Here is a 19,803-nt window from a genome sequence, read left to right as displayed (position 1 = left end):
GATGGTAGGGTCTGCCCGCCCATGGCGCGACTGCTCATCGTCGAGGACAACCAGGAACTGGCCTCCCTCATCGCCACCGTGGCGCAGAACCGGGGCCATGAAGCGCTCACCGTGTTCACGGGCGAAGCGGCGCTGGAGGCCCTGGGGCCCGTCACCCGCTTCGACGCCGCGCTCGTGGACCTGCTGCTGCCGGACATCCGCGGCAGCGAGGTGCTGGCCGCGCTGCGCGCCCACGCCATCCCCGCCATCGCCGTCAGCGGCGTCTACAAGGGAGACCGCTTCGCGCAGGAGGCCACGCAGGTCCACGGCGCCCTCGCCTTCTTCGAGAAGCCCTTCGAACTGGACGCCGTGCTCGAGGCGCTGGAGGAGGCCGCGGGCGTGCCGCCGGTGACGCACGGGGAGCTGCTCGACGAGGTGGACCTGCTCGTCCTGGAAGAGCTGGTCCAGGAGGATGCGGCGGACCTTGAGCCGGTGCCCGCGCCGTCCGCGCAGGCCCCGTCCTCCGAATCCGCCGAGCCCGCGGAACCCGCGCCCTCCAGCGACGCGGAGGCGGAACCGGACGTCTCCGAGGCCCTGCCCCTGCCCTTCGCCCAGCGCGCCGCCGTGTGGACGGAGGCGGCCCCCGCCCCCGCGCGCCGCCGCCGCCAGCTGCCGGAATGGTCGCTCAGCGGAGACCTGGCGCACACCTCGGTGCCGCGCCTGCTCAACGCCTACTACGAGGCGCGCCACCACGGAGAGCTGAAGCTGCGCCAGGGCACCGTGCTCAAGGTCGTCTACTTCGAGGCAGGGCGCGTCGTGTACGCCGCCTCCAACCTGGCCCCGGAGCGCTTCGGCCGCTTCTGCCTGCGCAAGGGCGCGCTGACGGAGGCCCAGCTGGCGGAGGCCACCAGCTACGCGCGCGAGCACACGCTGCGCACCGGCGACGCCCTGCTGAAGCGCGGCCTGCTGAGCCCCAAGCAGCGACGCCGGCTGCTGGAGGATCAGGTGAAGGAAATCCTCTGGTCCACCTTCGCCTGGACGGAAGGAGGCTACGGCTTCAGCCCCATGCGGCCGCAGCGCGCGGACCTGGTGCCGCTGTCGCTCTTCCCCGGCGACCTCATCCTGGAGGGCGTCACCCGCACGGAGACGCTGGTGGCCCTGCGCCAGCGCATGGCGCCCGGGCGCCGCCTGTTCCCCGCGGCGGATCCGCCGTACGGCCTGCACGAGCTGAAGCTGGAGGGCCCGCAGGCGCTGCTGCTCGCGTTCGCGGATGGAACGAAGACGGTGGAGGACCTGCTGGCCCTCACCGACATGTCCGAGCGCGAGACCCTGGCCACCCTGCGCGGGTTGGAGCTGTCGGGCGTGCTGGAGGAGCGTCAGGAGACGCCCAACCGCCGCCAGCGCATCAGCTTCGGGCTCTGACGCCGCGCCGCCGCCGCGCGGCCCATGCCAGCGCCCCCAGCCCGAAGGCCGTCACGCCCGAGCCGCCCCCGGAGCACCCGCAGCCCGACGTGGAGGGCCGGGGCACCTCCTCCTCCGACACGGCCACCCCGCGCATCGTCGTGACGCCCTGGTATCCGGGCGTGCTCAGGAGCGCCGGCCGCACCACGTACGTGAGCGTCGCGGTCGCGCCCGCCGGCAGCGGCACCGACTCCACCGCGAAGCCGCTGTCCGTCACGTCCGTGGGCGTCACCGGATGGCCGTTCAACGTGACGCTCCCAGGCACCACCTGCGCGCCGGTGACGGCCTCCGCGTGGCGCACGGCCGTCACGCCACAGGCGGTGTCATTGCGCAGCGTCACCCGGACGCCCACCTGACCGGAGTCGGTGCCGGGCCCTGTCTCGGTCTGGCGCTCCACTCCCACGAAGGGCCGCGCGCCAATCCGCACCGCGTGCGCCCGCGTCGCGCCGGAGGCCCCCGTGGCCGTCGCCGTCACGTCCAGCGTGACGAACTCGCCCACCAGCGTCTCCAGCTCGGTGTCCGTCGTGGCCAGCACCACCGAGTCGCCGCTCGCCAGGGGCGGCGCCAGCTCCGGCCCCCCGGCGTGGGCCCAGGCGAGGTCCACCACGGAGCACGAGCCCTCCGGCAGGGTCTGTCGCAGCGTGCCCCGGGCGCCCTCGCCGCAGACGGCGACGAGCTCGCCGCTCACCTCGCCCAGCTGTACGGGGCGCGCGGGCCGGTCGAAGGTCAGGACCGCGTCGGGGGCGAACACGGGCCCGCTCACGGACGCCTCCTGGACGCGCGCCCGCAGGGTGTAGGTGCCACTGCCGCAGGTCGCGGGGAGGTCCAGCTCGAACTCGCCCGCGGCCCCGACGAACGTGCGCGAGTCCAGCACCCGGCCCGGGTCGGCGGGGTCCTCCAGCGTCACCACCGTGGTGAGCGGGCGCATGCCCGTGCAGTTGAGGGTGGGCGTCGCCACGCGGCCGTGGACCTTGCGCTCCTCGAGACGCTCCACCGCCACCGTGGGCACCACCATGCTCAGCGGCACCCAGCGCGGCTCCACCGACACGTCGAGGTCGGACGAGGGCCCATCCAGGGCGTAGCCATCCACCGTGATGCGGTTGAACGCGCGCAGCCGCAGCTGAAGCGTGTCCACGCACGTCGCCGAGGTGAGCAGCACGGAGGTGCCCTCGACGGGCGACGCTCCCACCGGATTGCGATCATTGCCCAGCAGGGCCGCCACCGCCACGCCTGACGGATTGTCGAGGACCGACCACCACGTCGTCACCGCCGGCAGCCCGGCGACCCCCGCGCACGTATGGGTCCCCTGGGGCGACAGGGCCGTCCCGGAGAAGACCGGGCGCGAGCCGCTGGTGAACGGCGCGTCCGGGGGCCCCCATGGGTGGAGGTCCACCGGGACCGTCGTGGGACTGGACGTCAGCGCGCCGTCGTTCGCGCGGACCTCGTAGTTGAAGACGTTGGGGCCCGGCTTGCAGCGCTCCGCCCGGCTGGAGGGCGGCGTGAGCGTGGCCACGCCCGCGGCATCCACCTCCAGCGCCGGGGCCTTGCTGGGCGTCATCCACGCGTACGTGACGGGCTCGCACCCGGAGGCCCCTCGCACCGGGGTGAGGGTGCCCGTGGGACCGCCCATGAAGAAGGCGCCGCCGACCACTCCCACCGCGGCCTTCTGCGGGGGTGAAGGCGCGACGGTGTGCCGCATCTCCAGCTCCACCGTCTTCGCCGTGTCGTGCGTCCGGAGTCCATCGGAGGCCACCAGATCCAGGAAGGACGTCTGGGTCGTGCAGATGCCCGGGGGCGCCGTGAGCGTCAGCCTGAGTCCGCTGTCCTCGCGCGAACCCAGCGGCGCCTGCACGACGTTGAGCGGGCTGCCCTGGGCCCGGACCGAGGCCGACACGCGCACTGCATCCCCGTCCGCGTCCCGGAGCTTGAGGTCCACGACCTGCGTCGTGCCTTCGTCGACGGGGATGCGCGCCGGCAGGGCGCTCACGTCCGGCCGGTTCAGGTTCTTGTAGATGAGGACGTTCTGCGCGGGACCATTGAGGATGGCGACGCAGTAGGACGCATCCGCGCACGCCAGCTGCAACGCGGACTGGGTGACGCCCACGGGCAGGTCCGTGTTCTGCCGCCAGAGGCTGCCCGGCAGCGCGGACCGCTCCACCGGCTCCGCGCTGAACGCCGCGACCTTGCCGTCCGGCTGCTTGACGAGCATCAGGCCGAAGCCCGTGCCCGCATCCGAGCCGCTGGCCACGTCGAAGGCGAGCGCGTCGACCGAACCGGCGCCCACCGGAATGGGCTCGAAGGGCGCGGGGGAACCTCCCAGCGTGCCCCGGAACAAGCCCCCGTCGTTGCCGAAGTAGGCGACCGGCTGCGCCGGATCCACGCCAGGCACCAGCGCCACGCTGCGGGCCGAAAGCGGCGGGGTGATGCCCGTCGCGGGGTAGGGGGTGCTGGAAGTGCCCCGGTACCAGACGAAGGTGGCCTTCTCCGACGACACGGAGAACAGGGCGTGGGGCACACCATCCGACTGGGGGGGGAGCACCGCGAGCCGCGACTCGGTGGCGACGCCCGCCAGCGGCATGTCGAGGGCGCCCCAATCCGCCGTCCCATCCGGCGGGAGGAGCGACGTTCGGAACTCCGAGTTCATCAGCGGAAGCACGGACGCGGAGGCGTAGCCCACGCCACCATCCGCCGTGACGCGCACGGCGCGCACCACGTAGTCGTTCCCCACGTCCGGAAACAGGTGCCGGCCGTCGTCGGCCGGGGAGCAGGCGCCCACGCTCTTGAGCGTCCCATCGGTGCGGATGCCCACCACGCAGTTGGGGCCGCGCAGGAAGCTGCCGGCCATGCCCTCATTCAGGGTCGTCACGCCGCCGTCGCGGGAGACATAGAGCTGCGTGCTGGTGGCCACCGCGAAGAAGCCGGGCCCGAAGACGGCCACGTCCTTCGGGACGCCCGTCTGGGTCTGGACGTTCGTCCACTCCGCGCGCGCCACGCCCGCGCACAGCGCCAGTCCCAGGATGATCCGCCAGACTCGCACGTTCGACGTCCCTTTGCCCGGCGCCTACCAGGCCACTTCCGCCCGCAGGTAGAGGCGGTCCGGAGCATCCTCCGATTCGGCTCCCAGACCCAAACCGCTGAAGCCCAGGACCGTGTACCCCAGGGCAATCCGCAGGCGCTCGTCGAGCCGGTACGCCACCTCCGGACGGAGCGCGCTCAGCCCCTGCCCGTCCGCGGCCGAGGTGCGCCTCACGCCCTCCACCGCGACCTCCAATCCCCCCAGCACCCGCACCGACGGACGCAGCGTGCCCGTCCACACCCACCGCGCGGAGTCCCCCAGGCTGGAGCGCCCGACGTGCAGGCCCGACGCGACGGAGAGCCGGTTCCCCAGCCGCACCGCCGGCATCAACGACAGCGTCTGGAGCACCCGGTCCCCGAAGACGGAACGCGCCCCGGGGGACAGCTCGCGCGTGAGGCCGTAGCGAGCCACCACCAGCCAGGGCCCGGGCCGCCAGACGAGCGCCGCGAACCCCTCCGCGAACCGCGCCTCCAGGCCATCCCGGCCCGCGGTGTGCGCGAAGTCCAGCCGTCCAGAGGCCGTCACGTCCTTCAGGAGCTGCGCCTCGGCGGCCAGCGCCAGCACCACCTGGGTGCGGTCCACCGGGCCCGGGGCGCCTCGCGCGGGGGTGCCCTCCTCGTGACGAAGTTCAGCGCGCACGTCCGCCCGGAAGCGCTCCCGCAGCCACTGCGCGGACACACTGGCCACGTCGCGCCGCAGGTCGCTCTTGATGTCCAGCGGCTGGCGCACGCCGCGCTCGTAGCGGGCGCCCGCGCTGAAGCCGCTCTGGCCCGCCGCCCACTGGAACCCCACCGCGCGGGCCAGCCGCAGGGCCGTGGCGTCGTGCGCGCTCACGTCCTCCACGAACAGCGTGGTGCCATCCCCCACCTCCGTGCGCGCGCCCGTCACCGCGCGGGCCGCGCCGAAGTCCGGCCCGTCCACGTCCACGGAGTAGCCGCCGTAGTACGTCTCCAGTCCGCGCCGCACCCGCGCGTCCAGCCACGCTTGTGGGCCCAGCTGAGGGCCCCAGCCGCCCTTGACGCCCACGCTGGCGTCCTCGTCCAGCATCACGTCCACGCCCGCGGAGGTGAAGGTGTCATCCATCCGGCCCGGGCCCGCGCCCCGCTCGTTCACCCGCTGCCGGTGGCCCACGGTCACGGTGATGCCACGAGACACAGCGTAGGAGCCCGCCACGCCCAGGGACGTCCGGCCGCCCTCGAGCGCCTCTCCCACGCCGGCCACCTCCGCGGCGCGCAGCCAGCTGTCGCGCACCTCCACGCTCACGCCCAAGGGGCGGAACTCGTAGCCCACCGCGGCCCCCAGCGTGCGGGCCGCGAAGGGCGTGTCTTCGAAGGGCAGGCGTGGATCCGCGGAGCGGCGATCATCGCCCAGGAGCGTGAGCGACACCGGCCCCAGGGGCTGCACCACCCGCAGTGACAGCTGCCGGAAGCGGGCGGCATCCAGGTGAGCGCCATCCGAGAAGCCCTTGGAGCGCTCGCGCCACGCGGCATCCAGGGAGCCTCCCTGGCCCAGGGGATCCGACCCGCTCACGCGCAGGCCCACCGCGCCGCCATGGTCATCCTGGGTGCCCACGGGGCGGAGGAAGGACAGGCCTCCGTCGTCGGAGACGCCCAACACGCTGGACTCCACCGCGAGGCCCCGGCTGGAGGCGGCCTCGGCGATGAGGGAATAGCCCCACAGCGACGTCTGGCCGCGTCCGGACAGCAGCTGGAAGGGCGCACCCATCCGGCGCTCGCGCACCGCGGCCAGGCCCACGGTGGAGCCGCGCCAGCGCGCCCAGGCCTCGCCCCCCACCGAGTCGCGCGGGTCGCCTGTTCGCAGCACGGCGTAGTCCACGACGAGCACCGGTTCGGGCCACTGGGTGAGCGCGTCCGTGCGCAGCAGCGAAGCCCCGGCGAGGAACGACAGGGGGCGCGCGAGCAGGATGCGCCCCGCGAGGTAGTCGATGTCGTAGTCGCGTCCCCGCACGAGGTGCTGCTCGCCCAGCGGCAGGCCGGTGACGCCGTCGCGCACCTCCACGCGGATCAGCTCCGACCCCTCCGCCACGGCGCCGCCCCCGAGGTAGTAGAGGCTGCCCCCGGTGGCCCGCAGCTCCTCATGCGCGGGCACCGCGGCCAGTCCGCGCGTCGGGTCGACCAGTCCCCCCGCGAACATGTTCAGGCCCACGCGCACCTCGCCCAGTTGTTCGCGCAGCTCCGCGTAGGGGCCGAAGAGGGGGCGGTGGTAGCGGCCCACTTCGCGGTCCTGGAGGAGCGCGCGGTACGTGCCGAAGCCCGCGCGGCCGTACTGCTCATGGCGGGCTTCCAGGCGCAGGCGCCCCTCCGAGGGGTTGGGGGTGAGGGACACCGAGTCATCGCCCCACTGCGCCGAAACGAGGTCGGGATCCGGCCAGCGGTCGAAGCGCTCCGGCAGGCGAGGACGCAGCCAGTCCACGAGGGGCGCGTCATGCAGCTGGCGCACGTCGATGTCGCTCAGCTCCAGCTCACCCACCACCTGCACCGGCCCCACCTGCGCTTCGCCATGGACCGCGCCCCGGCCCCGGAGACGGAAGCCGCCGCCCGCTGGCGCGATGCTGGCTTCCACGTCGAGCAGACCCACGGCAAAGGGCTGGGCGCGCGCTTCGACGGACACCGTCGCGGAGCCCGAGGTCCCGTCCGGAGGGCTCAGGGTGAGGGGGATGTCGTTGCGTCCTGGCCCGAGCCGCACGGGCAGGCGCGCCTGGCCGTCCGGGCCCACGAAGGACGTCTCGTCAGGTGACGTCACGCTCGTGCCGGGGGCCGCCTCGATGCGCAGGGACGTGTCCCCGGTGGGCAGAGGGCCCTCCGCGGAGAGCCCGCGCACGGTGCCCAGGCGGGACACCTTGCCCGGGATGACGAGCCAGCCGCGCGCGCCGCGTCGCACCACGTCGAAGCGCTGCTGGAGGAAGTCCACCGCTCCGTCCGCGGAGGTGGTGGTGAGGGTGATGACGTTCGCACCCGGCGTGAGCGGCACCCTCGCCTGCCATGCACCGGAGGCGTCCACGGTCGCCTCCACGTCGCCCGCGCGGATCCGATCTCCGGCGGAGGCCTGACCGCTGATGAGGAAGCGAAGTCCACCTGGGGCGACGCGCGCCTCGGGGGGGCGGCTGGGCGCGGTGGCGAGCGGCACAGGCGGGCGCTCGGGAGGGGTACGCACGGCGAAGTCCTGGAGGACGGCGGCGCCCCAGGGCACCTCCACGGTCGCGGTCCTGGGGATGACCTGACTGGCCGGCGGCAGACTGCGCACGTCGACCTTCAGCTGGTGACGTCCGGGACGCAGGTGCGGGCCGTCGGTCAGGTCCGGCACGCGGGAGTCCACGCCGGTGAGGTGGTAGCGGCCGGCGGCGTCTGTGCGCACCTCGCGGCCGGTGGCCAGCACCAGCCGCACCTCCGCGAGTCCGGGCTCGTCGGGAGCGCAGAGCCCGTCGCCATTCACGTCCACGCAGACCCGGCCCGCGATGGTCGAGGCCTGCGTCGGAGGCTCCGACGCCAGCGTCTGCGCGGAGGCCACCGGCGCGAGCAGCAGCACGAGGACGACGAGGCTCACCAGGCTCGACAGCCCGCGCCCAGCCCGTCCGGGCGCACCCACGAGGACGACGTGGCGCGTCAGGCTCGAAAGCCCGCGCCCAACCCGTCCGGGCGCACCCACGAGGACGACGTGGCGCATCAGGCTCGAAAGCCCGCGCCCAGCCCGTCCGGGCACTTCCGCCTCGCGCCATGTCGCGAGACACGAACGCGCATCCCCGCCCCACTCGGGCGCGGTCGTCGCGGCGTGCGCGGGACACGGGCACTTCAAGGCCGCACCTCTTCAATCGCGGTCACGCCCGTGCGCACATCCGCCACGGAGACGCTCACGGGGCCACTCGCGCCCCGCACCGTGAAGCGCGTGCGCCCGTCCCGCACCGACTCCTCGCTCCGCTCGCCCTCGGACAGCGCGACGTGCACCGGCCGATCCACCAGGACGTGGCCGAGCGAGTCCTCCACCCAGCACGTCACCCGCGCGCCCTCCACGTGCACCCGCACGTTGACCGGGAGCGGCGGCCCCAGCTCCACCTTCCGCACGACGGGCGCGGGCACCAGCGGCTCGGACTCCGGGAACACGGGCCCCCCGGGGGCCAGGACGTGCACCGTGACGGAGAGCCCCGGCCACACGGCATGCGACACGCGCAGCCCATCGGTCGACCCCGCGCCCTGATCCAACGCGCCCAACCGCAGCGTGCCATCCTCCCCCGTCACCTTCTCCACCGCGCCCACGCGAAGCGGCTGCCGCGGCACGGGCCAGCCCGCCAGATCCACCACCCCCGCCACGAGCCCCCCCTCCAGCCGCCACACCGCGAGCCGCGCGGGCTCCGTCCCCAGCGGCCCGAACGCACGCACCGTCAGCTCCGCGCTGGAAGCCCCGGTCCCTGTCGGCGCCCGCCAGGGCAAGGTGAAGGTCCCCAGCGGAGCCTCCACCGCCTGGCCCGGCGTTCCCACGGAAGAGGCGAGCTCCACCTTCGCGTCGGGGCGAGGCTGGCCCGCCGCGTCGCGCGCCACCACCACCACCTCGCCCGTCGTGCCCTCGTGGATCAGCGGCTCTGGCAGCGACACCGCCACGTCGCGCACGGCGCCCTGCACCAGCTGCATGGGCAGCGACTCGCGCGATCCGGGGCCGCGCTGAGGCCACGCCGCGTCGATCCGCTCATCCGCCGCCAGCGTGCGCGGCGCCGTGTAGCGCCACTCCAGCATGCCGTTCGGATCGCGCAGGGGCCCCTCCAGCCGGCCGTACTTCGCCTTCACGGTGACGCGGGCATCGCCCACCGGGAGGCCCTTCGCGTCGCTGGTGGCGCACAACAGCCGGGCCTGGGACACGCCGTCCGCGGGCAGCCGCTGAGGGTTGAGCACGCACGCCAGACCGTCCGTGGGTGGCAGCTGGAGATCGATGGCGATCCGCTCCTCGTTGCCCGCGCGATCCTCCACCACGCCCCGGGCCATCGGGTAGCCAGGAGGCACGACGAGCGGCAGCACGAAGCGCCCATCGGTGCCCACCTGCACGGGCCCGAAGCGCTTGCCCGCGACCTCCAGGGACACCTGCGCCCCAGGCTCGCTCTTGCCCGGCAGGTCCACCGAAGCCGCCAGCGGCACCAACAGCCGCCCGTAGGCGCCATGGACCGACTGCGGATGCGGCCACGCGGACAGCGCCACCAGGATGGCCGCCTCGGGCAGGCGCGTCTTTGGGAGCACGTAGCGGGCCACGTAGGTCCCGGGGCCCGAGTGCGTGAGCCCCTCCACCTGCCCCGTGCTCGCGCGCAGCACCGGGGGCGCGCCGCTGTCATCCGGCGTGCCGTCCGGACGCAGCCGCCTCACGGTGAGCGTCGCCTCCGTGTCGCGCCCCTTCACCGGGAGGGCGGGCTCCAGCGACAGCTCCATGCGGCTCGCGGGCGGCCCCACGTCGTAGCGCGCCTGGGCCTCCTCCCCTTCCCCCTTCGCGTGCACCACCACCTCACGCGCCTGGGGCAGGGGCACCACCACGTAGGTGCACAGCGGCGCCGCCGTCGGGCCGGGCCTCACCTGCGCGCCGTCCGCCGTCACCGTGGACAGCGTGAACGGCACCGGCCGCCCCTGGGCATCGCGGCGCACCACCGCCACCGTGAAGCCTTCCGGCGGCACGGGCACATCCGGGCCGAGCAGCTCCAGGGAAGCCGCCCAGACCGGGGCACAAACCAACACCAGCGCGGTGATCAGAAGACGTTCCAGGGCCACCCGACTCTACAAGGCCCTCCGCGGGGACTGCACCACTTTGCTGCCACCCGCGCGCGGATCCCCCAGCCCCTCGGCCCGGGCGTCCTCCCCGGCGGCGGGCCCGACCCTCCAGGTGGAACCGCCCCCGCAGGACCTCCCGCGGCTCACGGAGGGGCGTCGCCGGCCCGCTTCCAGAGGTCCTCGGTCTTGACCTGCATCCTGGGCGCCTTCGTGTCCACCAGCACGTCGCGTTGATCCTCTTGACGCACGCCGCCCACGCCGCGGGCGACCACCTTCACGGTGTTTCGGCCCTCCTTGAGGGCCACCTCGCGCTCGAAATGGCCGTCCTTGTCCGTCGGCACCAGGACGCCGTCCACGACCACCCGGCTGCCCGGATCCGTGTCGCCGGTGACGGTGACGGTCCGCTTGCGCAGCGCCTTGTCGTCGGGCCAGGCCATCTTCAGGAAGACGGTGCTGGGGATGGCCGCGGGCTCGCTGGGCGCCTGACCGGGAAGGATGGTGGACCGCTGGCCCGCGCGGACGATGACGAACTTCCCCTCCTTGCCCGTGAGCTTCACGTCACCCGCGCGCGTACCCACGCTCACGGTGCCCGCGCCGTTGTTGGTCATGGTGAACGTGCCGCCGGTGGTGCTGGCCTCCGCGTCGCCGCCCTTCGCCTTCAGCTCGAAGGTGTGGCGCTTGTTGGCGCGGCCCCGCACGGTGGCGGTGGCCTCGCCGTTGTTGAGGAAGAACCGCGACAGCGAGTCCGTCAGCGCCGCCACGGACACCTCGGTGCCATCCTCCAGGCGCACCTCCGCGAGGTCCCCGTTCACCAGCACCGCGAAGGAGTTGTCCCCCGTGCGAACCACGTCCGTGGGGCGCAGCGGCATGTTGCGGGTCGCGGGCCCCCAGGCCCCGTCACCGTGCCGCACGTCCACGGTGCCGTCGAAGTCACTCAGGACCAGCTCCACCGCCTTCGCGGGCTCCACCGGCGCGACGACGACGGGCGGGGGGGTGGACGGGGGCGTGGGGACGGGCGGCTCCCGCAGGAAGACGAACCAGCCCACCGGCAGCGCGGCCAGGATGAGCACGAGCCCGACGAGGAACGGCACCGGTCGTCTGCGGGAAGAAGGAGCGGCCATGCGAAGGCCTTAGCTAGCACACGCGGTGGGCTTCATGCCCGGGGCAGCACGATGGTGAACCGAGCCCCCTGCCCTGCTTCCGAGCGGACCTCCAGCGTCCCCCCGGCCTCCGTGATGATTCGCCACGCGACACTCAGGCCCAGGCCCACATTGGACCAGACGTCCTTGGTCGTGAAGAAGGGCTCGAAGATGCGCGGCCGGATGTTCTCCGCGATGCCCTTGCCCGTGTCCTCCACCTCCAGGGTGCACATCCCGTCCCGCTCGCCGGTCCGCAGGGTCAGCCGCTTCACCTGCGACTTCAGCATCGCGGTGCGCGCGTTGGACAGCAGCGCCAGCAACACCTGCGACAGGTGCCCGGGGTCCGCCTTCACGCGAGGCAGCTCCCCGCTCAGCTCCGTCACCAGGTCGATGCCCTCCCCGCGCGTCTGGTTCTCCGTGAGGCTCAGCGCGTCACGCACCACCGCGTTGAGGTCCACGGGCCGCAGGTCCGGGCGCTCGCGCTGTTGGGAGAAGCGCAGCAGGTTCTGGGTGATGTCCTTGCAGCGCTTGGCGCTCTGCTCGATCTTCCGCAGCGTCTCGATGTCCGCGTCGTCGCCGCCCCGGTCCAGCAACAGCAGCTGCACGTTGCCGAGGATGCCAGCCAGCGGGTTGTTGATCTCGTGCGCCACGCCCGCGCCCAGCTGGCCCACCGCCGCCAGCTTCTGCGCCTCCACCAACTGCGCCTGCGCGGCGCGCAGCTCCGCCGTGGCCTCCTCCACCCGGACGCGCAGGTCGTCGTTCCAGCTCATCAGCCGCGCGCGTGAAGCCTCCAGCTCCGCGCCCATGCGGTTGAAGGTGGACGCAAGCTCGCTCAGCTCGTCCTGGCCCTCCACGCGCAGGCGCCGCTCCAGCTCCCCGCGGCCATAGGCCTCCGCGCCCTCCACCACCTCCCCGAGCCGGCGGTCGAGCCGGCGGGTGAACAGCGTGCCCAACGCCAGCAGCACCGCCAGCGCGCTGGCCACGGACGCGAGCACCGTGGTGCGCAGCTCCCGCACCGGCATCAGCGCCAGGGCCTCGTCCACCGTCAGGACGACGCCCATCTCCAGGGCCTCCACCCGGGCCACGCTCACCCGGCGCGCGGGATCCTTCAACCGGAAGCTCTTCGCGGTGTCCGACCCCTGGACGGACTTCAGCGCCTCGCGAAGCTCCGGCTCCAGCGCCACCATGCGCCGGGTCGGCAGGGAGCTGGCCAGCACGCGCCCCTCGCTGTCCACCACGTCCAGCCGCGCCAGCCCCTCCCCCGCGCGCCGCAAGAGCAGCGCCTCCAACTGGGTGAAGACGATCTCCGCGACCGCGAAGGGCGCCTCGGCCCCTGCTCCCAGCTTCACCGCGACCGCGACGGCGGCGGCGCCGCTGCCTCCGTGCGGATACGCACCGCCCAGCGCCGCCTGACCCTTGCCGCCCTGGAGCGACGCCACCGGCACCGCGTGCGCCAGCCGCTCCAGCTCCGCGGAGTCGAAGCCCGGATGGCCCTGGGCCGGCTCCGCGCGGTACACGGCCGGCCCCAGGGGCTGTCCCTCGGCGTCCGTCTGGATGACGGCGCTCACCGTGGTGGACTGGCCGTACAGGAGCAGGAGCATGCCGCGCACCTCGTCGGGCGTGGCGTGCTCCCAGGGCAGCAGCTCCGCGGACCGGGCCAGGCCGTTGACGACCTCCATCAGGCTCGCCTCCACGGCCTCGGCGGTGGCGGTGGCCAGCGCGCGCTGCTGCGCGTCGATGTGGTCGGCGACGGCCGTCTCCGCGCGCGACAGCAGGAGGAAGCCCACGACGGCCAGGGGCAGCACCGTCGTGGCCAGCATGAAGAGGATGAGCTGCTGGTAGAGCCTCATCCGGTGACGGAGCGGACCACGCGCTCCAGGTCGCTGCGCAGGAAGACGGAGCCCGGGATGGCCTTCGCCCGCTTCTTCATGTCCGCGGCGCGGCGCGCGAGCTCCGCGTGGTCATGCGCGACGCCGTCCGTCATCACCGCCACCACGGACACGCTCATGATGGGGAAGTGGCGCTTCTCCCCGAAGCGATCCTCCGCCTCGATGTGGCCGCGCTCCCGGTCCTGCCGGTCGTAGTAGAGCGGGATGATGCGGTCGAACGCCTCGATGGCCCGCTGACACACCCGGTCCACCGACTCCACGGACGTGATGAAGACGAAGTCGTCGCCCGCCACGTGGCCCAGGAAGTCTCCGGTGGCGCCCTCCTGCTGGAAGATCTCCCGCATCAGGTCCCCCGTCTGGCGCACCACGCCGTCCGCCTTCGCGAAGCCGTAGTAGTCGTTGTAGGCCTTGAGGTTGTCCAGGTCCAGGTAGCAGAACGCGAACGGCTGGCGCGCGGACAGCCGCCGCTGCACCTCGCGCTCGATGGCGGTGGAGCCGGGCAGCTGCGTCGTGGGCGACGAGGACAGCTCCTGCTCCTTGCGCCGCAGCATGCTCTCCACACGCGCCCCCAGCTCCAGCGCGTCGAAGGGCTTGGTGATGTAGTCGTCGCCGCCCAGCTTCAGCGCGCGCACCTTGGAGGACGTCTCCGTGCGCGCGGAGATGAAGATGACGGAGATGTGTCCGCTGGCGCGCTCGGCCTTGATCTCCTCCAGGAACGCGAACCCGTCGCCGTCCGGCAGCGTGACGTCCAGGAGCACCGCGTCCGGCCTGCGCTCGCGCAGGGAGCGCCGGCCCTCCTCCACGCTGTGCGCGACGCCCACCTCGAAGCCCAGCCCCTCCAGCACCTCGCGGCAGATGAAGGCGATCTTCGCGTCGTCGTCCACCACCAGCACGCGCCCGTGCTGGCCGCCGCCCCGGCCTCGAGACAGCGAGTCCACCGTGGCCATCAGCTTGTCGCCAGCCAGGGGGCGCACGAGGAACGCATCCGCGCCCGCGCGGAAGGCGCGCTGGCGCTCGTCGAACGCGGAGGTGAGCAGCAGGGGCGCGCGGCGCGTCTCCGGATCATGCCGGAGGATCTCAGCCAGCCGCAGGCCGTCCACGTCCGGCAGCCGCACCGACACGAGCAGCACGTCCGGGTGCATGTTCCGGGCGGCGCTCAGGCCCTCCTCCGCGGACCCGGCCAGGCGCACGCGGTAGCCTCGCGCGCCGAGCAGGGCCTTCATGATGTGGCCCACCTCGGGCTCGCCTTCGATGATGAGCACCTTGCCGCGCGAGTCCGAGCGCACCGGCTGCGGCGCGGGCAGCGTGTCCACGCCCGCCTGCGACAGCACGTCCTGGGGCGGTTCGGTGGGCAGCACGGCGATGAAGCGCACGCCGTCATGAGAAGGCTCGGACCAGATGCGGCCGCCGTGGGCCTCCACGATGTTGCGGCAGATGGCCAGGCCCAGGCCGGTGCCGCGCACGGTGCGGTTGGCCTGGGTGCGCGCCTGCTCGAAGCGGTCGAAGATGCGCTCCAGGCTGTCCTCGGCGATGGGGTCGCCGCTGTTCCAGCAGGAGAGCACCACGTAGCCGGGCAGGCTGGAGGTGGCGCGCAGCTCCACGCGCACCTCGCCGCCCTCCGGGGTGAACTTCACCGCGTTGTTGAGCAGGTTGTTGAGCACCTGGTTCACGCGGTTGGGGTCCACCATGGCGCGCAGCGGGTGCTGCGGCAGCTGGGGCAGCACGCGCACGCGCTTCTCCGCGAAGGCGGGCCCGTACTTCTCCACCACGCGCTGGACCAGCTCCTCCAGGTAGATGCGCTCGAAGCTCATCCGCAGCCGGCCCTGCGCGAACTTCGACAGGTCCAGCAGGTCATCCACGATGCTGTTGAGCTTCTCCGCGGAGTCCTTGGCGAGCGACAGGTAGCGGTGCTGCCGTTCGTTGATGTCCCCCGCCATCCGGTTGAGCACCAGGTCCAGCGCGCCGGTGATGGAGGTGAGCGGCGTGCGCAGCTCGTGGCTCACCATGGAGACGAACGCGTCCTTGCGCTCCTCCAGGCGCTTCTGGTCGGTGATGTCGCGCAGCACCACGCACACGCCGCGCAGGGTGCCGCGCGCGTCGTTGACGGGCGTCACGGTGGTCTGCACGGTGCGCTCGAAGAGCTTCACGTCCTCGCGCAGCACCTGGTGGCCGCTGTACTCCAGGTTGCGCACCAGCTGGAACGGCTGGAAGCCCAGGCGCTCCTCCAGCAGGCGGTTGGAGGGCACCTGCCCGCCCTCCTCCACCGTGCGCAGGATGCGGCGGGCCGCGGGGTTCATCACGACGATGTCGTTCTTCTCGTCGGTGAGCACCACGCCGTCCGCCATGGACGCGACCATGCGCTCCATGCGGTGGCGGGCCTCCTCCTCCGCCGAGCGCAGCGACTGGATGGCGTCCGCCGTCTGGTTGGCGAGCACGTCCAGGAGCAGCCCGTCGTCCTCGGTGAACGCGTCCGCGCGGTGGGAGAACAGCGACAGCATGCCCACGGGCCGGCCCGCGGCGGTGAGGTTCACCGTGAGCTGGTTGGGGTAGACCACGGGCGACGCGGCGTCCTGGGTGGTGGTGCCGGTGACGCGGGTGATGACGCGGTCCTCCGGCAGGGCCAGCCCGCTGCTCTTGCGGTACGCGCCGAGCATGGACTCCTTGACGCCCAGGAGCGCCTGCTCGCCCACGTTGCCCACGCACCGCAGGCGCAGCGTGGCGCCGCGCTGGCCGTCCGGCGCGATGAGGGCCGCGCCGCAGTCGTACGGCAGCACGCGGGCCACGGCGGTGAGCACGCGGTCGATGATGGCGTCGTAGCTGGCGGGGTCGTTGGCGCTGGCGCGGCTGACCTCGTAGAGGACGAAGAGGGCCTCCACCCGCTGGTGCAGCTGGCGGATGAGCTTCTCCTTGTCCTTGCGCAGCTGCGCGAACTCCACCGCGTTCTTCACGGTGATGAGCAGGTCGTTCACGTCCCAGGGCTTGGTGACGTAGCGGTAGACCTGCCCCTGGTTGATGGCCGCGATGATGTCCTGAGGGTCCGTGTAGGCCGTCAGGAGCAACGTCGTGACATCGATGCCTTCCGCCCGGGCGGCGGTGACGAGGTCGATGCCCGTCATCTCTGGCATGCGCTGGTCGGTGACGAGGACGTCCACGGCCTCGGTCCGCAGGATTTCCAGGGCTGCGCGGCCGTTGGGGGCGGTGAGGACGCGATAGCGCCGCTGGAACATCCGACTGAGGATGTCCAGGACGTCGGCCTCGTCATCGACGAAGAGCAGCGTGTGGCGGAGGTCGGACACGGCGGCGCCAAGTGTACGCCGAGATCAACGCGCCTCCTCAAGTTGCGAGAAAGTCGGGTTGAGGGCAGCACGCACGGTATGGGTGGGGGCACTGAACGGATTGACTCTACACGTATGTTCAGGGAGCATGGGGTACTGAAATTCTGTTGCCCATCACCGCCGGAGCGGGCGGGCAGGCGGGCGAAGGAGAGCGGCCATGGAAGAGCTCACGGAGCGCCAGCGGGAGATCCTGACCTTCATCGTGAAGGAGTCGGAGGTCCGAGGCTTCCCCCCGACCATCCGGGAGATTGGGGAGCACATGGACATCCGCTCGACCAACGGGGTGAACGACCACCTGAAGGCCCTGGAGCGCAAGGGCTACCTGACGCGAGGCGAGCAGCAGAGCCGCTCGCTGGTGCCCACCAAGCGGGCGAGGCTGCTCCTGGGCCTGGGGATGAAGAGCCGCGAGTCCGGGATGATCGAGATCCCCCTGCTGGGCAAGGTGGCGGCGGGTGCGCCGGCGCTGGCGCAGGAGCACATGGAGGACTCGGTCAAGATCGACAGCTTCCTCCTGGGCGGGGTGAACGGCCGGGAGGTGTTCGCGCTCCGGGTCAAGGGCCAGTCGATGATCGACGACGGCATCCATGACGGGGACTACCTCTTCGTGAAGAAGACGCCGTCGGCGCAGCCGGGGGAGATCGTGGTGGCGCTCATCGAGGACGAGGCCACGGTGAAGCGCTACTACCCGGAGGTCGACCGCATCCGCTTCCAGCCGGCGAACGCGACCATGCAGCCCATCTACGTGAACCGCACGGACTTCCGCTCCACGATGATCCTGGGGCAGGTCGTGGGCGTGTACCGGAAGCTGCAGGGCGGCCGGACGTAGGCGGTTGCCCCAGGAAGGGCGACGCCACGACCGCCCTTCCTGGTTGAACGATTACATCTCCGCGTCATTGGGACCGCGGCTCAAGGGCACTTCGCCACGCCGCCATCCGCCGCGGAGGCAACCCGGGCGCACGCCGCCTGCACGGTGGCGGTGTCCTTCAACTCCCGCGCGAGCCTCGCGGTGGCGAGCTGCAGGTCCAGGTTCTTCGCGTGCCCCGGCTCCGCGCCCAGGCTCGTGAGGATGCGCAGGGCGTCCTGCTTGCGCCCCAACGCCGTCAGCAGCTCCGCCAGCTCCTGCATCTCCCGCACGTCCGACCCCGACACCGTGTCCAACGCCTTCTGCAGCTCGCCTTCCGCCGCCGCCCGGTCGTTCGCGGCGAGGTGCGCCCTCGCCAGCTCCACGTGGACGATGGCCCGGTCCTTCACCTTCAGCGATTCACCGTAGGCCTTCAGCGCCTCCTCGCGCTTGCCGAGCTTGAGCTGGATCTCCGCCACCAGCTCCCACAGCGTGGGGTCCTTCGGCGACTTCTTCGCGGCCTCCTCGTACGCCGCGGCCGCTTCCGTCAGCTGGCCCGCACGCACCTCCGCGTCCCCCAGCGCGCTCAGCACGTCCGGAGTCCGGACGCCCTGCCCCGTCGCCTTGCGCAGCAGCCCGAGCACCTCGTCCTGCCGCCCCTGCTTCGTCAGCACGTCCACGGCTCGCACCAGCAGGTCCGCCTTCGACGCGTCCGGCGCGGCTTCGGCGGCCTGCGTGAACTGACGCACCGCCTCGTCGTGGTCGCCCCGGTCCTCGGCCAGTTCGCCCAGCTGCTCCAGCGCGTTGAAGTCGCGCGGATGCAGCGCCAGCGCCTTCTGGAGCGACTGCCGGGCCTCGTCCTTCTTGCCCAGCTGCGCCTGGATGAAGCCCAGCCGGCTCCAGTTCGTGGAGCGCTTGGGATCCAGCCGCAGCGCCGCCTCGAACTCCTTCGCGGACTCCTCCAGTCGGCTCATCGACAGCAGCACCTCGCCCCTCGCGGCGGGCAGGCGTGGGTCGCCGGGCGACAGGGCCTTCATCTCGTCGAAGGACTTGAGCGCGGCGTCGAAGCTGCCCTGGAGGTATTCGGAGTTGCCTCGCAGGTAGAGCCCCTCCGCCTGGTCCTTCGGGTCGAGCTTCGGCGTGTCGGTGCAGGCCCCGGAGGCCAGCAATGCGAGGAGCGGCAGGGCGCGCAGGCGCGAGTACATGGAAGCTCCGTTGGACTTCAGAAGTGGTACGCGATGCCAGCGTTGACATCCAGATTGAGACCATCGCCCGCGCCGTCGTCGGCGAGTCCCAGCACCGCCTGCGCGATGTTCGTCCCCAGCTCCAACTGGAAGCCCACGCGGCCCACCAGCAGGTACTCCAATCCGACGAAACCCACGACGGACGGCAGCGGGCCCGTGTTCTGGAAGATGCCGTAGTCGCCGAACGACAACTGCACGCCCAGACCAAAACCCCAGTAGGGGCGCAATGACGTGTCCAGACGGTGGTAGTGCCGTGCCCCCAGGATGCTCGGAAGCACGTTGAGCTTGCCATCGCCGCTCTCGCCGCTGGCCCGGACCAGCGTGAAGCCCACCTGGAGGAAGCCCTGCCATTCCGGGTGGAACCAATACCCCAGCTCCAGGTCCAGCCCCGGATTCAACGACGACAGCTTGTCGATGAAGCTGTTGTTGAAGCGCAACCCCAACGTCAGTCCACCGCCCGGCGACGACGCGACCGCCCCGCCCAGCAGCGGCCGGGCCGTCACGGTCGCGCCGGGAGACTCCAGCGCGGCGCTCAGGTCATCGGACACAGCGACGGCCGTGCGAAGCAACTCTCCGTCATCGGAGGCCTCCGCACGAGGTCGAGCGAGGCTGCGTCCCTCCTGCGTGTCCACCAGGCTCGCGGTGAGGAGGTACTGGTCCCCGAAGCGGTCCAGCCGGCCGGTGAGGACGAAGCGGGCCCCCGTCAGCGTGGACAACTCCTGGAGGCAGTGGCCCTTCTCGCACGTGGTGTCGCCCAGGAGCTGCCGCTGGCGCTCGGCGCTGAGCCGCGTCTGGAGGTCGCGCTGGGACAGCACTCGCAGCCGAGGCGACTCCGCGATCCGGCTCGCGATGAGGGACGTGATGCCCGGCGCGGCTTCCTTCCCCGCCGCGTTGGCTTCGAACGGAAGCACGGCCACGGTCGCCGGGGCCTGCGTCACCTCCACGTCCGGGACCATCGCCCCCGGAGCGCCCGCCCCCGCTCCGGATGAAGACTCGCCGGGCAGGGCCTGCGTCCCAGCCTGCGCTGAAGCGGGGGGCAAGGCCATCCCCTCCTGCGCGAGGGCAGGCACCGCCAGCGAC

The 19,803-nt window shown here is 72.5% G+C and carries 10 protein-coding genes; 2 read left to right on the top strand and 8 right to left on the bottom strand.

The genetic code is table 11. The annotated features are described in order from the left end of the window. Positions 1-21: 21 nt before the first annotated feature. Entirely contained in the window at positions 22-1,401 is a 1,380-nt protein-coding gene (locus FOF48_RS22725) for a response regulator (protein ID WP_143904869.1), read from the top strand. On the opposite strand, the gene FOF48_RS22720 is transcribed toward FOF48_RS22725, so the two are convergent. The 6 genes from FOF48_RS22720 to FOF48_RS22695 all read right to left on the bottom strand — a co-directional run bounded on the left by FOF48_RS22720 (position 1,385) and on the right by FOF48_RS22695 (position 16,599). Next, complete coding sequence (locus FOF48_RS22720; protein WP_143904868.1) at positions 1,385-4,477, bottom strand: hypothetical protein; 3,093 nt, start codon at positions 4,475-4,477, stop codon at positions 1,385-1,387. The genes FOF48_RS22725 and FOF48_RS22720 overlap by 17 nt on opposite strands. A gap of 24 nt (positions 4,478-4,501) precedes the next feature. Further along, positions 4,502-8,083 (bottom strand): flagellar motor protein, encoded by a 3,582-nt coding sequence (locus FOF48_RS22715; RefSeq protein WP_370456605.1) that lies wholly within the window; start codon positions 8,081-8,083, stop codon positions 4,502-4,504. Between the two features lie 242 nt (positions 8,084-8,325). Continuing rightward, positions 8,326-10,275: an Ig-like domain-containing protein gene (locus FOF48_RS22710; protein ID WP_255442556.1), complete on the bottom strand. Its 1,950-nt coding sequence runs from the start codon at positions 10,273-10,275 to the stop codon at positions 8,326-8,328. Positions 10,276-10,418: 143 nt separating this feature from the next. Beyond that, positions 10,419-11,366: a FecR domain-containing protein gene (locus tag FOF48_RS22705; RefSeq protein WP_255442555.1), complete on the bottom strand. Its 948-nt coding sequence runs from the start codon at positions 11,364-11,366 to the stop codon at positions 10,419-10,421. 62 nt (positions 11,367-11,428) lie between these two features. Beyond that, a complete protein-coding gene (locus FOF48_RS22700) occupies positions 11,429-13,264 on the bottom strand; it encodes an ATP-binding protein (RefSeq protein WP_143904866.1) in 1,836 nt (611 codons plus the stop codon). Continuing rightward, positions 13,261-16,599: a response regulator gene (locus FOF48_RS22695; protein WP_143904865.1), complete on the bottom strand. Its 3,339-nt coding sequence runs from the start codon at positions 16,597-16,599 to the stop codon at positions 13,261-13,263. Before FOF48_RS22695 ends, FOF48_RS22700 begins: the two co-directional genes overlap by 4 nt. A 196-nt stretch (positions 16,600-16,795) precedes the next feature. On the opposite strand from FOF48_RS22695, the gene lexA reads away from it, so the two are divergent. After that, the gene (gene lexA, locus FOF48_RS22690; RefSeq protein ID WP_143904864.1) at positions 16,796-17,464 is read left to right on the top strand and encodes a transcriptional repressor LexA; all 669 of its coding nucleotides are present in this window, start codon (positions 16,796-16,798) and stop codon (positions 17,462-17,464) included. 80 nt (positions 17,465-17,544) lie between these two features. On the opposite strand, the gene FOF48_RS22685 is transcribed toward lexA, so the two are convergent. Together FOF48_RS22685 and FOF48_RS22680 are read right to left on the bottom strand one after the other, a co-directional pair. Continuing rightward, positions 17,545-18,684: a lipopolysaccharide assembly protein LapB gene (locus FOF48_RS22685; protein ID WP_143904863.1), complete on the bottom strand. Its 1,140-nt coding sequence runs from the start codon at positions 18,682-18,684 to the stop codon at positions 17,545-17,547. A 17-nt stretch (positions 18,685-18,701) separates the two neighbouring features. After that, entirely contained in the window at positions 18,702-19,769 is a 1,068-nt protein-coding gene (locus FOF48_RS22680) for a hypothetical protein (RefSeq protein WP_370456604.1), read from the bottom strand. Between the last annotated feature and the right edge of the window lie 34 nt (positions 19,770-19,803).

The organism is Corallococcus sp. Z5C101001 (assembly GCF_007352635.1).
In the GTDB taxonomy this organism is placed as follows: Bacteria; Myxococcota; Myxococcia; order Myxococcales; family Myxococcaceae; genus Corallococcus; species Corallococcus silvisoli.
This window is presented reverse-complemented; position numbering and strand designations above follow the sequence as displayed.

What these genes read in the sequence shown, in the direction of transcription:
- FOF48_RS22685 (WP_143904863.1), bottom strand. Translation starts at nt 18,684, where the DNA reads ATGTACTCGCGCCTGCGCGCCCTGCCGCTCCTCGCATTGCTGGCCTCC.
- FOF48_RS22680 (WP_370456604.1), bottom strand. Translation starts at nt 19,769, where the DNA reads ATGGCCTTGCCCCCCGCTTCAGCGCAGGCTGGGACGCAGGCCCTGCCC.
- lexA (WP_143904864.1), top strand. Translation starts at nt 16,796, where the DNA reads ATGGAAGAGCTCACGGAGCGCCAGCGGGAGATCCTGACCTTCATCGTG.
- FOF48_RS22725 (WP_143904869.1), top strand. Translation starts at nt 22, where the DNA reads ATGGCGCGACTGCTCATCGTCGAGGACAACCAGGAACTGGCCTCCCTC.
- FOF48_RS22700 (WP_143904866.1), bottom strand. Translation starts at nt 13,264, where the DNA reads ATGAGGCTCTACCAGCAGCTCATCCTCTTCATGCTGGCCACGACGGTG.